The following is a 14,762-nucleotide window of genomic DNA, read 5'->3' as shown; positions in this document are numbered from 1 at the left end:
ATAAACAGATACGCACAGAAGTCAACAGAACCGTATCTTAAAGAGATACACCTATTGCCACCCCGCCACCGTTCGATGCCGCCCGATCGGCAGCATCATCGGCTTGCCCGAGGTCGGATCTTCGATGACCCGGCTTTCGATGCCGAAGACGTGGCGGACATTCTCCTCCGTCAATACGTCCTCCGGCGTGCCGAAGACATGCAGCTTCCCGTCCCTCATGGCGACGAGATGATCGGCATAACGGGCTGCGAGATTGAGATCGTGCAGCACCATGACGATGGTGGTCTCGCGGGCGTGGTTGAGGTCGGTCAGAAGGTCCAGCACCTCGACCTGGTGGCTGATATCGAGGAAGGTGGTCGGTTCATCCAGCAGCAATATGTCTGTCTGCTGGGCGAGCGCCATGGCGATCCAGACGCGTTGCCGCTGGCCGCCGGAAAGCTCGTCCACCGGCCGCTCGGCCAGTTCCACCGTATCGGTGGCGACAAGGGCTGCGGCAACGGCCTCGTCGTCCTGTCGCGACCAGCGGGCGAACAGGCCTTGATGCGGGTGCCGGCCACGGCTGACGAGATCGGCAACCACGATGCCCTCCGGCGCTATCGGCGATTGCGGCAAAAGGCCCATGCGCCGTGCGAGATCGCGTGAGGGAAGACGATGGATCGATTTTCCATCGAGCAGAACCTGACCGGCGCGCGGCGCAATGAGCCGCGACATGCTGCGCAGCAGAGTGGACTTGCCGCAGGCATTGGCGCCGACGATGACGGTGATCTTCCCGCGCGGAACGGTGAGATCCAGCCCGTCGATGATGAGGTTTTCGCCATAGCCGGCCGACAGGCCATTCACGGAAAGGGAGTGGCCGGTCATAACGAGCCTCCGCTGCGGTTGACCCGCACGATAAGGTAAATCAGATAGGGCGCACCGAGCGCGCCGGTAACGACGCCGACCGGGTAACGGCCCGGTAACAGGAACTGGCCGCAATAATCGCCAACCAGCACCAGCGCCGCCCCAACCAGCGCCGCAGGAAGGAGCAGCGAGCCGTTGCTGCCGACAATGCGCGCCGCAATCGGCCCGGAGAGGAAAGCGACAAACGCGATGGGACCCGACACCGCCGTTGCAAATGCGATCATGCCCACGGCGGCGATGATGACGATGATGCGGGTTCGCCCCACCCGCACGCCAAGCGCTGCGGCAGCGTCGTCCCCCAGTCTCAACGCTTCCAGATCACGCGCACGGCTGAGGAGCAGGCCGCCGAAAAGGATAAGCGCGATGAGGAGCGGCAGCAACTGCGCGATTTTCGCGCCGTTGACGCTGCCGGTCAGCCAGCGCATCGCCTCCTGCAGCGTCCATGCCGGCGCGACGGAGAGGATATAGGCGATGAAGCTTTCCAGCATGGCTGATACGCCGATGCCGACGAGGATCAGCCGCGTTCCGGCCACGCCGTTGCGGAGGGACAGGAGATAGACGAGAAGCGCGACGCCAAGACCGGCCGCGACGGCGAAGACCGAGACCAGCGGCCCGTTCATCTGCAGGACGACGATGGCAAAAACGGCTGCCGCACTCGCCCCGGAACTGATGCCGATAATATCGGGGCTGGCGAGCGGGTTGCGCAGCATGATCTGGAAGGCGACGCCGCCAAGCCCGAAGCTCAGGCCTGCCAGAATCGACAGCAGCGCGCGCGGGAGGCGCAACTGCCCGACGGTGAAGGTTACCCCGGCAATGTCCTCCCCCAGCAGAACGCGAACGACATGGCCGGGCGGCGTGAAGGATTGCCCGAGCATCAGCGTCGTTGCGAAAGCGGCAATCAGAAGCGCCGAGAGGGCAGCGATGACAAGGCGACGCCGGCGCTGGCGGGCGTGCCGATTGAAGACGAGATTTTCGATGACGGGAGCGTATATGGTCACAATTCACGCACCCTCTGGCGTCTGACAATCCAGATGAAGAAAGGCGCACCGACAAGGGCGGTGACAATGCCGACATCGAGTTCGGACGGCCGCGCAACGATGCGCCCGACAATATCGCCGGCAAGCAGCAGACACGCCCCGCCGAGCGCAGAAAATGGCAGCAGCCAGCGATTGTCCACACCGACGAGCAGACGGCAGAGATGCGGCACCACTAGCCCGACAAAACCGATCGGCCCGCACATGGCGGTGGCCGCACCGCAGAGCAGGATGGCGCCGAAGGAGGCCACGGCTCTGGCCACGGCAACATTCTCGCCGAGCCCGGCAGCGAGTTCATCTCCAAGCGCCAGAGAGTTCAGCTTGCGCGCCGAAAGCAGGCTGATGATGAAGCCGGCGGCCAGAAAGGGCAGCACGGTCCCGATACGCTCGAAAGTCGCCCCGCCGACGCCGCCGATCTGCCAGGAGCGGATGCCGCCGGCAATATCGCTGCGCGGCAGAACGACGGCGATGACGAGTGAGGAAAAGGCGACGGAGGTGGCGGCACCCGCAAGTGCAAGTTTCAGCGGGGTCGCCCCGCCTCGGCCTAGCGAGCCGACAACATAAACGAAAACCGCCGATACCCCCGCCCCGGCAATTGCGACCATGATGAAGGCCTGAGCCGAGGCGATGCCGAACCAGACGATGCCGATGACGACGGCGAGCGACGCCCCCATGTTCACACCGAGAATGCCGGGATCTGCAAGCGGATTGCGCGTGACACCCTGCATGATGGCCCCGGCCAGCCCGAGTGCGGCGCCTGAAAGCAGGGCAAGCAGCGTGCGCGGCAAACGCACGGCAACCGCCGCCTCGGCAACCGTCTCGACGCGGCCGCTGAGCCCGCCAACAATATCCGCAAAAGCGACGTCACGCGTGCCGATGGCGACGGACAGCGCACAAAGCAGCGCGAGAAGCGCCAGCACCGCGCCGAGCCATGCCGTTCGCACGCGGTTGGAGCGGCCGGCGAGCAGCACGGCCGTCGCTTTGCCGGGTCCAGACATCGTCACTGCGATCTACCGGAGGATTTATCCGCAGCCTTTGCCAGAAGATCGGCATAGTCCTTCAACACCCACGAAATCGACAGCGGCGTGGGATTGGAGGCGGTGCCGAGCGGGTCGCGGCCCAGCATGACGATGGCATTGTTGGCAACGGCCGGCATGCGGGCGAGAAGCGGATCGGCGCGCATGGCGTTCAGCAGCTGCTCACTGCCATAGGTCACGACGATATCGACATCATCGAAGGCATCCACACGCTCGGCGCTGACGCCGGCGGCGAATTGCCCCGGCTTCGTGGCTTCCACGACGCTTTTCGGCGAGGCAATTCCAAGATCGGCAAAGAACTTCACCCTGGTGTCATTGGCCGTATAGAAATTGACGACGCTGAGATTGGTGGCGTCGAGATGGGTGACGAACATGGCCGACTTGCCCTTCAGCTGCGGGTGGCCGGCAACGACCTGCGCGATCTCGCCCTCGATGCGTTTGATGAGCGCCTCACCTTCCGCAACCATGCCAAGGCCGGCGCTGTTCAGCCGGATCATGTCGCGCCAGTCCGTCGCCCAGGGGGAGACGGGATAGGCGACGACAGGGGCGATCTGGCTCAGCGTATCGTAGTCGGACTGGCTGAGGCCTGAATAGGCGGCAAGGATGACATCCGGCTGCGTCGCCGCCACGGCCTCGAAATCGATGCCGTCGCCCTCGTCGAACAGCACCGGCTTTGCCGCGTCGAGTTCGGTGAGCCGCTTTGCCACCCATGGCAGCAGGCCGTCGCCATCATCATCGCCGAAATTGGCCGCCGCAAAACCGACAGGCACGATGCCGAGCGCCAGCGGCACCTCATGGTTTGCCCAGGCGACAGTTGCGACCCGCTGCGGTTTCTTCGCAATCGTGGTCGTGCCGAAAGCATGTTTGATGACGACGGGATAGCTGGTCGTCTCCTCCGCCGAGGCCATATTCGGCGCGTTCAGCGACAGGAAAAGCACAAATACCGGCAGGAGGCAGCGGAACGGGCGAAGCATTGGCGAGCTCTCAAAAGTTCAAAAGTGGACTTGAACTCTCAGCTTCAATTGCCTCCGTCAAGCCCAGGCAAGAAATGCCGTCGCAACAGCGGTGAAATTTCCGGGGTTTTGTACAAAACCGCAAAAAGTTACAATACCGGACAAACTCTCTCAAGTTATTGGGCGCTTCGAGAGTGGGCCGTGGAAGCGGCGATCGGGGCATCAACTTCTGGAACATACCAATGAATATCGAAACCGAAGGCAGACACCGCAAAACCGCGCGACGTCGTTATCAGGACGCGGCGCTACTTGCCTGCACGGCGCTTGTCGCCACCCTGCCCGGCACCTTGCTGGCGCAGGAGGCTGCCGACACGAACAGCAGCACGGTTCTGGAACGAATCACCATCGAAAGCGGTGACAATGACCAGAAGTCCATCGTCGCCAACCGCACGACGAGCGGCAGCAAGATGGCGACCGATATTCTCGACACACCGGCCTCGGTCTCTGTCATCACCGCCAAGGAAATGCAGCAGCGCGGCGTGCAGACGGTGGAAGAAGCACTGCAATATACCGCCGGCGTCACCACGGATTTTTATGGCTCCGACGACCGTTTCGACTATTTCAAGATTCGCGGTTTCGACGCTTATATGTACCGCGACGGCCTGACGCTCGGCCGCCCCTTCGGCGCGCTGCGCGAAGAAACCTATGCCTATGAGCGCGTCGAAGTCTTAAAGGGCGGCAACTCCACGACCTTCGGTGTTTCGGACCCCGGCGGTTCGGTAAATTACGCCACAAAAGTGCCGAAACATGCGCGTTTCGGCGAAGTCTATGTGACCGGCGGTTCTTATGGCCGCGCCGAGACCGGCTTCGATTTCGGCGACAACATCACCGGCGACGACACTCTGTCCTATCGTCTGACCGGCAAGCTTCGCAACGCAGATGCGGAATATGACTATTCCCGCGACGATGAGAAATTCTTCATGGGCGGCCTTACCTGGCGTCCGACCGACGCCACCAGCCTCACTGTCGTTTACGATCATCTCAACAAGGATGGCGTTCCGGGCGGCGGCGGTCATCCCGTCGGCTCGCATTTCGATCGCAGCCGCTTCTTCGGCGAACCGGACTACAATTATCGCGGCACAAACCGCAATTCGCTGAGCGTGATGTTCGACCACGATTTCGGCTCCGGCCTGACGCTGAGTTCCAACGCCCGCTACAGCAAGGCAAACACGGACTTCGGTTATGCCTATATCTCGTCCACACCGACCAATGGTTCGACAATCGCCGACCGGTCCTATTTCGGCAACGACACCGAGACCGAAAACTTCCTGATCGACACGCGCCTGCAATACGATACGCGGTTTGACAATGTCGAAAGCCGCAGCCTCGTCGGCGTCTTCTATAATGACTACACCTCCGGCAGCAAAAGTTACTTCGGCGCCGCGCCGAGCATCAACTGGATGAACCCGGTCTATACCGGCGCACCCGCTTCAGTGCCGCTCTATGCCGACTCCCTGACGGACCAGAAGACCAAGGCGATCTATCTCCAGCAGGACTTCACCTTCTTCGACAGGCTGATCGTCAGCGCCGGCCTGCGCAACGACTGGATCGACACCGAGCAGACCAACCGCCTGCGCGGCACCTCAGCGAGCGGCGACATCAGCGAACTGACCAAGCGTATCGGCGTGTCCTACAAGGTCACCAATGAAATCGCGCCCTATATCAGCTACGCCGAATCGGTGGTGCCCGCATCGGGGCTCACCGTTGAACCGGAGCGCGGCGAACAGATCGAACTCGGCGTGAAATATCGTCCGGACGCTTTCCCGGCCCTGTTCACCGCCTCGATATACGATCTGAAGAAGAACAACATCACCGTCACCAGCCCGATCACCAGCCTGCCGACGACCATCGGCGAGGTGCGCGTGCGCGGTCTCGATCTCGAAGCCAAGGCGGAAGTCACCGACAATCTCAGCCTGACGGCGGCCTATTCCTATCTCGACGCGGAAATCACTGAAAACGGCACCGGTGGCAATGTCGGCAACCGGCCGCAATTCGTGCCCGAGCATCAGGCCTCGCTGTGGGTCAACTACATGCTTGCGGGCAACGACCATTTCGGTGACATGACCTTCGGTCTCGGCGGCCGCTATACCGGCGCTTATTATTTCGACAATGCCAACAAGGTCGAAACCGGAAGCAGCGTGACCGTGGATGCGGCGTTCAGCTACAAGATTCAGGAAACCGCCTCGCTGGACGTCAATGTTTCCAACATCTTCAACGAAAAACACGTCTCTTATGGCGGGTTCGGCGCTGACTTTTACAATCCCGGCCGGGCGTTTTCCGTAACTTTGCGAAAGACATGGTGAAAATCGACATTAGCAATATTTTTCAATATATTGCATATTTTTCCTAACACACCACGTCATCCTCGGGCTTGTCCCGAGGATCTAACCACGTCTCATCTAGTCTGAAGTTGGCAGATCCTCGGGACGAGCCCGAGGATGACGTGGAGAGAGGCTGGAGGAATGCGCCAAACCGCTGAACCTGGGCGGCGCAGGGCCGACCCGCTATCAAAGCAGCCTGTGCAGCCGTCGCCAGGCGGCCGGCGTGTTTCCCACGGACTGGCGGAAAGCCTTGGTCAGATGGGCCTGATCGGAGAAGCCGAGCTGGGCGGCGATATCGGCCACCGTCAGATCGCCTTCCAGCAGAAGTTTCTGGGCGGCATTGATGCGCCGCTCCAATTGCCATTGCAGCGGCGTCTTGCCGGTGGTCTGGCGAAATACGGTGGCGAACCAGCTTTCCGAAAGCCCGACGATATCGGCCATTTCGGCAACCGTCATACGGTCGTCGCCGCGTTTTTCGACCTGGGCAAGAAGCTTGTTCAACTGCGCCTGCGTCAGCCTGCCATTGGCCTGCTCCGGCGCAGGGCCGGGAATATCCAGCAGGCCGGCAACGATGCTGCCGACAAGACTTTCCGCATAGACGGCATGTTTCGAGGGTTCAGCCAGCTCATCGACCAGTAGGCCGGCAAGTGTTTCCACCGAGCCGATATCCTGTATCTCGACCGGCCGGCGCAGCGCCGTCATCGCCGCCGAACTGCCGACCGAGGGCGACAGGAAACGCAACAGGCGGTCCTTGTGAATATGCAGGTTAAGATGCGAGAATCGGTGCGTGGCGCTGCTGCTCGTCCACATCGGCACGCCAGCGGGCACATAAACCGCCCGCGTCATCGGCCGCGAATGGTTATTGAACTCGCCATTGCGGTTGGACATGCTGATGCGCGAGGAGACATCGTTGAAAAAGATCATGATACGCGGATCGGCGGCCAGATAATAACCCTTGGCTCCCATCTGGCTTTCCGCTTCCCAGAAAGCACTGACCAGCCCGTCGAACTGGCGCCACTTCACCGGCGCAGTGACGCTGATCCCTTCGGTGTGCCAGGTCATGGAATGCCAGAAACTCAATGCGGGTACCGTCCGGTTGTCGGGTCTGGGGTGAGCGTATGGAAAGACGCGCGCCACGCCAGTCATCGCGCTCTGCCCAAATAACATGACTTATCAATTCATGTTAATAGCAAAGATCGTTATAAAGAGAAACCTTCGCTGACGCGACGGCTCTGGAACCTCTGAGCGAAACGTCCGTTGAACTCCTGACAGGAACGCAACACGGGAGATTCATCAATGGACAGCAAAAAGGAACCGGGCAACTTCGCCGACAAGAAACGCGAAGAAAAGGGCCGCGGCGTTATCGTGGCCGGGCCGGATGCGCACGAAAACGAAAAAGGCGGCAAAGCTCCCTCGGCAAAGGCGGAAAAATCTTCATCGGGCAAACCGGTTGCGGCTTCTGACCGGCGGTAGCATGCCGGATCAAGCGGTCGCCGATGCGTCTTCGCCAATCTACAAATAGGAAAACACCTCCCTGATCGCTCAGGGAGGTGCATTATCAATAAACAGTCGGCCTTTGCTTACAGAAGGTCGAAACGGTCGGCGTTCATCACCTTGGTCCAGGCGGCGACGAAATCACGCACGAATTTCTCCCTGCTGTCGTCCTGCGCATAAACTTCCGCATAGGCGCGCAGGATGGAGTTCGAACCGATGACGAGATCCACGCGGGTCGCCGTGTACTTGGCTGCCCCAGTCTTGCGGTCACGAATCTCATAGAGATTGTTGCCGGTCGGAACCCAGGAATAGGCCATGTCCGTCAGCGTCGTGAAGAAGTCCGTCGTCAGCGCGCCGGGCTTGTCGGTAAACACGCCATGCGCCGTACCGGCATAATTGGCGCCGATGACGCGCAGGCCGCCGATCAGCACTGTCAGTTCCGGCGCAGTCACGCCGAGAAGCTGTGCACGGTCCAGAAGCAGTTCTTCGGGGCTGACGACATAGTCCTTCTTGACCCAGTTGCGGAAACCATCCGCCAGCGGCTCAAGTGGGGCAAAGCTGTCGGCATCCGTCTGCTCGGCGGAAGCATCGCCACGGCCGGCCGCGAAAGGCACGGCAATGTCGAAGCCGGCCGCTTTCGCCGCCTGCTCCACACCGTAATTGCCGGCCAGAACGATCACATCCGCAATGCTCGCGCCGGTGTCACGGGCAATCGGTTCCAGAACCGAGAGCACACGGGACAGACGGGCGGGCTCATTGCCTTCCCAGTCCTTCTGCGGTGCAAGGCGGATGCGTGCGCCATTGGCGCCGCCGCGCTTGTCCGAACCGCGGAAGGTGCGGGCGCTGTCCCAGGCGGTCGAGACCAGATCGGCAATAGAAAGGCCAGAAGCCGCGATCTTCGCCTTGACGGCGGCGACATCGTAGCTGGTGGAGCCTGCGGGGATGGGATCCTGCCAGATCAGGTCTTCCGCCGGAACGTCCGGGCCGAAATAACGGGACTTCGGCCCCATGTCGCGGTGGGTCAGCTTGAACCATGCACGGGCGAAGACCTCGGAGAAATGGTCCTGATCGTCCTTGAACTTCAGCGAAATCTCGCGGTAGATCGGGTCGACCTTCAGGGCCATGTCGGCATCGGTCATCATCGGGATGGTGCGGATGGAGGCATCCTCGACGTCGACAGGCTTGTCCTCCTCGGCAATGGTGATCGGCGCCCATTGCGATGCACCGGCGGGGCTGTGGGTCAAAGTCCACTCATGCTTGAACAGCATTTTGAAGAAGCCGTTGTCCCACTTGGTCGGCTCGCTCGTCCACGCGCCCTCGATGCCGGATACCACCGTGTCGCGACCGATGCCGCGACCCTTGGTGTTCATCCAGCCAAGACCCTGATATTCCGGGCCGGCGGCTTCCGGATCGGGGCTGAGGTTGGCGGCGCTGCCATTGCCATGCGACTTGCCGATGGTGTGACCGCCGGCGGTCAGCGCCACGGTTTCCTCGTCGTCCATGCCCATGCGGGCGAATGTCTCGCGCATCTGTGCGGCGGTCGCCAGCGGATCGGACTTGCCGTTCACGCCTTCCGGGTTGACGTAGATGAGGCCCATCTGCACGGCGGCAAGCGGGTTTTCCAGCGTCGCGGGCTTGGTCACGTCGCCGTAACGGCCGTCGCTCGGCGCCAGCCATTCCTTTTCGTCACCCCAATAGGTGTCCTTTTCCGGAGCCCAGATATCTTCGCGGCCGAAAGCGAAACCGAAGGTCTTCAGACCGGCGACGTCATAGGCGATGGTGCCGGCGAGCGCGATCAGGTCTGCCCAGGAAATCTTGTTGCCGTATTTCTTCTTGATCGGCCACAGCAGGCGGCGGCCTTTGTCTGTGTTGACATTGTCCGGCCAGGAATTGAGCGGGGCAAAACGCTGGTTGCCGGTATTGGCGCCGCCGCGGCCGTCAGTCACGCGGTAGGAGCCCGCCGCATGCCAGGTGACGCGCGCCATCATGCCGACATAGCTGCCCCAGTCCGCCGGCCACCAGTCCTGGCTGTCGGTCATCAGCGCGCGCAGATCGGCCTTCAACGCTTCGACATCGAGCGTCTTCAGGGCTTCACGATAGTTGAAGGAGGTGCCGAGCGGATTGGTCTTGGTGTCGTGCTGGTGCAGAATGTCGAGGTTCAGCGCATTCGGCCACCATTCGGTCACCGATTTACCCGAGGCCGTGTTGCCTCCATGCATAACAGGACACTTGCCAGCCGGTTTTGAAGTTGCGTCCATTTCGCCCTCCGATGGGTTTAACAATTAAACGAAATAATCAATTCGACATGTGCAGCGTTGAGAGCCAGAGCCAGCGGCAGGTCATGGGAAAACCGTGCAGCGACGCTGGTAACCTCTCACAGCTACAGCTTCTTTCTGTCATGAAGATGACTAACAGCCGGGTTCCATAATTTCCAATTGTATATTCTAAAGGCTGCGATATGCTGAGCTTATGATTGCGCTCTCCATGAAACATCTCCGTTATTTCGACGCTCTGGCCAAAATCGGTCATTTCGGCCGGGCGGCGGAGGCATGCGCCATTTCCCAACCTGCACTATCTTTGCAGATCCGGGAACTGGAGGAATTGATCGGCGCGCCGCTCGTCGAACGGAGCAGCCGCCAGATTCGGCTGACCGCGCTTGGCGAGGAATTCGCCGAACGCACCCGCTCGATATTGCGTTCGGTGGATGAGTTGCAGGATCTGGCGCGGGCGCGGCATGGGCCGCTGAGCGGCCGGCTGCGCATCGGCGTCATTCCCACCGTTGCACCCTATCTTTTACCACAGATTATCAAGACACTCACGCGGCATTATCCCGGACTGGAGGCCCGCCCGCGCGAGGCGGTGACGCAGAAACTCATCGAGGACCTTCTGGAAGCCCGGCTGGACATGGCGATCGTCGCCCTGCCCGTCTCGGAACCCGCGCTGGAGGAGGTTCCGCTATTTTCAGAGGAATTCATTCTGGTGCGGCCGATGGAGGATGCGGGCATGCCCGTGCCAAGCGCCGACAAGCTGGGCGAAATGCGCCTGCTGCTGCTGGAAGAAGGCCATTGTTTCCGCAATCAGGCGCTTTCCTTCTGCAGCACGACCAATGCACCGCCGCGCGTGCTGATGGAAGGCTCCTCGCTCTCCACCCTCGTGCAGATGGTCGGCGCCGGCATCGGCGTCACGCTCATTCCGCAGATGGCCGTCGACATGGAGACACGGCAATCCACCGTCTCTGTGTTCCGGCTGGCGGAGCCTCGTCCTTCCCGCACCATCGGCATCGTGTGGCGCAAGAGCAATCCGCTCTCGGCGCAGTTCAGCCATATCGCTGAAATCGTCCGCGAATGCGGCCTTCAGAAACTCGGCCTGTCTTGAAGACGACAGACACATCAATATTAGGAAAGCGAATGTGAGCAGGCCGAATTACCGCGATATCGCCCGCCTCGCAGGCGTTGGAACCGCCACGGTCGAGCGGGTGCTAAACGGGCGCGGCGGCGTTCGTGCCGAACTCGTGGAAAAGGTCGTTCTTGCCGCACGCACACTGGATTATCCGCGCACCCTGCCGGAGACCCACCGAGGCCTCTTGCGCATAGAAGTGCTGATGGTACGCCCGGACACCACCTTTTACCGGCGGCTTTCCAAGGCCTTCGAAAGAATTGCGGCAACGCTCGACCCTCTCGTCGTTGTCCACCGCAGCTTCGCCGAAGAGATGAAGCCGGACGAGCTGGCGAGCCGCATCACCGCCGCCGCAGAGGCGCGCGCCGGCCTTATCCTCGCCAGTCCGAGCAGCCCGGCGGTCAGCGCCGCCGTCGAGGCGGCGGTGGCGCGCGGCGTGCCGGTCGTGCATGTCGTCACGCGCGCTTCGGCGGAAAAGGGCGAATTCATCGGCATAGACAACGGCGCGGCGGGACGGACGGCGGCGCATTTCATCACCCGCATGGCGCGCCAGCCCGGCCCGGTCATCGCGCTCTGCCATCCGATCTATCAGGTCCACCGCGACCGTATCGGCGGCCTTTCCGATTACTTTCGCGATCATCCCGGCGAACATCGCTTCGAATGGCTGGGCTTTACCCGCGACGACGAATATTACGGCGCCGAGGCTCTGCGCATGGCGCTCGATCTCTATCCCGACATGGCCGGACTCTATAATGCCGGCGGCGCGAATGCCGCCCTGATCGACGTTCTTCGCCGGCATCCGCGCGGCAGCGAGATATTCTTCGTCGGCCATGAATTGACCGATTATACCCGCAAGGCGCTGAATGACGGCATCATGGATATCGTGCTCGATCAGGCCCCCGAGGCGCAGGCCCGCCGGGCGCTGGATCTCGTCCTTCGCCGGATCGGTCTCACCGATATCGAACCCGATAACGCGCCCATTCGCTTCGTCACCATCACCGCCGAAAACCTTTGATCTGATTTGATCAAGGAAGGCTTCGGCGTTCACCGCCCGCCCTGCTAATTTCTCTTCAGGGAGGAAAGCCGCAGAGCGCGAGAGTGCCGGCGGCCATGGCGTTCAGACGCCCTTCTTCATCATGAGAACTTGCGCGGGCGCATCGAGAGCGATCGTCCGAAGGAGAGCGCTATGGACGATCTGAAATATGGAACGCGTAACAAGCGCGGCGACTGGGCGCCCAACCAGCCGGTGGAAACAGCACCGCTGTTTGCCTTTCCGCCGCGCCTCGTGGCGCTTTTAAAGTGGCTGCCGCATTATTTTTTTCCGTGGAATGCGATCTTCGCGCTTTCTGCAGTCGGCTACTGGGCTTTTGTCATTCCGCCCGTCGAAACCATGGCCACGCTTGGCTTCGGCTGGATCGCCTGGCTTTATGCGGTCAATGCGGTCTGCGTCTTTCTCTTCTACGGCGGTTTCGAACTCCATCTCTATATTCTGAAGCGGCAGGAGAACCGCTTCAAATATAACGGCAAATTTCCCGCCGAACAGAAGAGCAAGGCCTTCTGGTTCGAGAGCCAGAACCTCGACAACATCCTGCGCACCTTCCTCTCCGGCGTGACGATCTGGACCGCCATCGAAGTGGCGATGTTGTGGGCCTATGCCAATGGTTATGCGCCATGGCTCAGCTTTGCCGAAAATCCATGGACGCTCGCCGCCGTGGCGCTTGTTGTGCCGATCATCCACGAATTTCATTTCTTCTGCATTCACCGGCTCATCCACACGCCGCTGCTTTATAAATGGGTGCATTCCGTCCACCACAATTCGGTGAACCCGTCGCCCTGGTCGTCGCTCTCCATGCATCCGGTCGAGCATCTGCTCTATTTCGGTACCGCCTTTTATCACCTGATCCTGCCGTCCAACCCGGTCCTCATGCTTTACCAGCTGCATTATGCGGGTTTCGGCGCGATCCCCGGCCATGTCGGCTTCGACAAGGTCGAGATCGGCGAGGACAAGCTGGTCGATAGCCATGCCTATGCGCACTACCTCCACCACAAATATTTCGAGGTGAATTACGGCGACGCCCTCATCCCGCTCGATAGGTGGTTCGGCACCTGGCACGACGGCTCGGCCGAGGGAGAAGCCCGCATGCAGGAACGCTATCGCAAACGCAAAGAAAAACTCGCGGCCCGCAAGGCGCGCAACACCATCGGGGAGGCAGCCGAATGAACTGGGTTTCAGCCTGCAAACTGGAAGACATCGAGCAGGAAGGCGCGATCCGCTTCGACCACGCCGGACGCACCTATGCGATCTACCGCGGTCCTGACGACAGCGTTTATTGCACAGCCGGCCTCTGCACCCACGAGGCGATCCATCTTGCCGAAGGGCTGGTGATGGATTTCGAGGTGGAATGTCCCAAACATTCCGGCGCCTTCGATTATCGCACCGGCGAGGCGCTGCGGCTGCCCGCCTGCGAGAACCTGAAAACCTATCCGGCGCAGGTGGTGGACGGCGAAGTGCGCGTCACCATCGGCTAGGCCGGGCTTTCGAGCAGGCCCGAAAGGGCCTCCGGAATGCACCCGGGCGGCCCGGCGCCCCAAGGGAGGACAAACATGAAATCCATCTGTACCATGGCCGCTCTGGCGGTCCTTTTCGCCGGCACTGCGTCGGCCGAGACCATCGGCGTTTCGATGCAGAGCTTCGACAATAATTTCCAGACCCTGCTGCGCGAAGGGCTTGGCGCCCGGGCGTCTGAAGTCGACGGCGTCAAGATCCAGGTCGAGGACGCGCAGGCCGATATTTCCAAGCAGCTCAACCAGGTCAATAATTTCATCGCCGCAAACGTCGACGCGATCATCGTGACGCTGGCAGACACCTCGGCCGCACCCGGCATCAGCGATGCCGCAGCCAAGGCGGGCATTCCGCTGGTCTACCTCAATCTCGAACCGGACAATGTCGCCAAACTGCCGGAAAAGCAGGCCTATGTCGGCTCACGGGAAACCGATGCGGGGCGGCTGGCCGGCGAAGCGGCCTGTTCACTGCTCAAGGAGAAGGGAAAGGCCGCCGACGCGCAGGCCTATATATTGATGGGCGATCTGGCCCATCAGGCCTCGCGCGACCGCACCTCGTCCTTCAAGCAGGCGCTCACATCCGGCGACTGCAGGGCCGTCACCATCGCCGACGAGCAATCGGCCGCCTGGACACGGACGACCGCCATGGACATGACGACTAACTGGATCACCGCCGGCCGGCCCATCGACGTCGTCTTCGCCAATAATGACGAGATGGCGATCGGCGCGGTTCAGGCGCTGAAGGCGGCCAGCGTTTCGATGGACGATGTGATCGTCATCGGCATCGATGCCACGCCGAACGGTCTCGCCTCCATGGCCGCTGACGATCTCGACGCCACGGTATTCCAGAACGCCAAGGGGCAATCGACAAGCGCGCTCGATGCCGCCGTCGCCCTGATACGCGGCACGCCGGTCGACAAACAGGTCATGGTTCCGTTCGAACTGGTGACGCGAAAGAACATGACCGACTACGCCAGTCGAAACTGACCCTCCCCCAGCCGGTGC

13 protein-coding genes are annotated in these 14,762 nt (G+C 61.3%); 7 read left to right on the top strand and 6 right to left on the bottom strand.

Translation table 11 applies throughout. The features are described from left to right. Window positions 1–51: 51 nt before the first annotated feature. From F3H58_RS12835 to F3H58_RS12820, 4 genes are read right to left on the bottom strand one after another with little or no spacing between them, the layout of a single operon-like run. Window positions 52–861, bottom strand: a complete 810-nt coding sequence (locus F3H58_RS12835) for an ABC transporter ATP-binding protein (protein ID WP_149742458.1) — start codon at window positions 859–861, stop codon at window positions 52–54. Continuing rightward, the gene (locus F3H58_RS12830) at window positions 858–1,898 is read right to left on the bottom strand and encodes a FecCD family ABC transporter permease (RefSeq protein WP_149742457.1); all 1,041 of its coding nucleotides are present in this window, start codon (window positions 1,896–1,898) and stop codon (window positions 858–860) included. The genes F3H58_RS12835 and F3H58_RS12830 overlap by 4 nt, the downstream gene beginning before the upstream one ends. Next, entirely contained in the window at window positions 1,895–2,932 is a 1,038-nt protein-coding gene (locus tag F3H58_RS12825) for a FecCD family ABC transporter permease (protein ID WP_502706417.1), read from the bottom strand. Before F3H58_RS12825 ends, F3H58_RS12830 begins: the two co-directional genes overlap by 4 nt. A gap of 2 nt (window positions 2,933–2,934) precedes the next feature. Further along, on the bottom strand, window positions 2,935–3,945 hold the full coding sequence (locus tag F3H58_RS12820; RefSeq protein WP_149742455.1) for an iron-siderophore ABC transporter substrate-binding protein: 1,011 nt from the start codon (window positions 3,943–3,945) through the stop codon (window positions 2,935–2,937). A gap of 221 nt (window positions 3,946–4,166) precedes the next feature. On the opposite strand from F3H58_RS12820, the gene F3H58_RS12815 reads away from it, so the two are divergent. After that, a complete protein-coding gene (locus F3H58_RS12815; RefSeq protein WP_149742454.1) occupies window positions 4,167–6,287 on the top strand; it encodes a TonB-dependent siderophore receptor in 2,121 nt (706 codons plus the stop codon). A gap of 204 nt (window positions 6,288–6,491) precedes the next feature. Here the strand turns inward: F3H58_RS12815 and F3H58_RS12810 are convergent, their stop codons facing one another. After that, entirely contained in the window at window positions 6,492–7,385 is an 894-nt protein-coding gene (locus tag F3H58_RS12810) for a helix-turn-helix domain-containing protein (protein WP_210246914.1), read from the bottom strand. 216 nt (window positions 7,386–7,601) lie between these two features. On the opposite strand from F3H58_RS12810, the gene F3H58_RS27235 reads away from it, so the two are divergent. After that, window positions 7,602–7,778, top strand: coding sequence for a hypothetical protein (locus F3H58_RS27235; protein ID WP_188128901.1), 177 nt, complete (start codon window positions 7,602–7,604; stop codon window positions 7,776–7,778). A 107-nt stretch (window positions 7,779–7,885) separates the two neighbouring features. Here F3H58_RS27235 and katG read toward each other — a convergent pair whose 3' ends face one another. After that, on the bottom strand, window positions 7,886–10,057 hold the full coding sequence (gene katG / locus F3H58_RS12805; RefSeq protein ID WP_149742452.1) for a catalase/peroxidase HPI: 2,172 nt from the start codon (window positions 10,055–10,057) through the stop codon (window positions 7,886–7,888). Window positions 10,058–10,268: 211 nt separating this feature from the next. Here katG and F3H58_RS12800 point away from each other — a divergent pair, with 211 nt between their 5' ends. From F3H58_RS12800 to F3H58_RS12780, 5 genes are all read left to right on the top strand, one after another. Continuing rightward, window positions 10,269–11,174 carry a hydrogen peroxide-inducible genes activator gene (locus F3H58_RS12800; RefSeq protein ID WP_080853470.1) on the top strand — a complete coding sequence of 302 codons (906 nt, stop codon included), beginning with the start codon at window positions 10,269–10,271 and terminating at the stop codon, window positions 11,172–11,174. A gap of 34 nt (window positions 11,175–11,208) precedes the next feature. Beyond that, window positions 11,209–12,210 carry a LacI family DNA-binding transcriptional regulator gene (locus tag F3H58_RS12795; protein ID WP_149742451.1) on the top strand — a complete coding sequence of 334 codons (1,002 nt, stop codon included), beginning with the start codon at window positions 11,209–11,211 and terminating at the stop codon, window positions 12,208–12,210. Between the two features lie 171 nt (window positions 12,211–12,381). Further along, the gene (locus F3H58_RS12790; protein WP_149742450.1) at window positions 12,382–13,416 is read left to right on the top strand and encodes a sterol desaturase family protein; all 1,035 of its coding nucleotides are present in this window, start codon (window positions 12,382–12,384) and stop codon (window positions 13,414–13,416) included. Next, complete coding sequence (locus F3H58_RS12785; RefSeq protein WP_149742449.1) at window positions 13,413–13,724, top strand: MocE family 2Fe-2S type ferredoxin; 312 nt, start codon at window positions 13,413–13,415, stop codon at window positions 13,722–13,724. The genes F3H58_RS12790 and F3H58_RS12785 overlap by 4 nt, the downstream gene beginning before the upstream one ends. A gap of 75 nt (window positions 13,725–13,799) precedes the next feature. Next, window positions 13,800–14,744, top strand: a complete 945-nt coding sequence (locus F3H58_RS12780; protein ID WP_149742448.1) for a substrate-binding domain-containing protein — start codon at window positions 13,800–13,802, stop codon at window positions 14,742–14,744. Window positions 14,745–14,762: the final 18 nt, after the last annotated feature.

The sequence above is a fragment of the Rhizobium sp. NFACC06-2 genome, assembly GCF_900101425.1.
GTDB classification, from domain to species: domain Bacteria; phylum Pseudomonadota; class Alphaproteobacteria; order Rhizobiales; family Rhizobiaceae; genus Agrobacterium; species Agrobacterium leguminum.
Note: the sequence above shows the minus strand (reverse complement) of the source record. Positions and strands in the feature narration are given on the sequence as shown.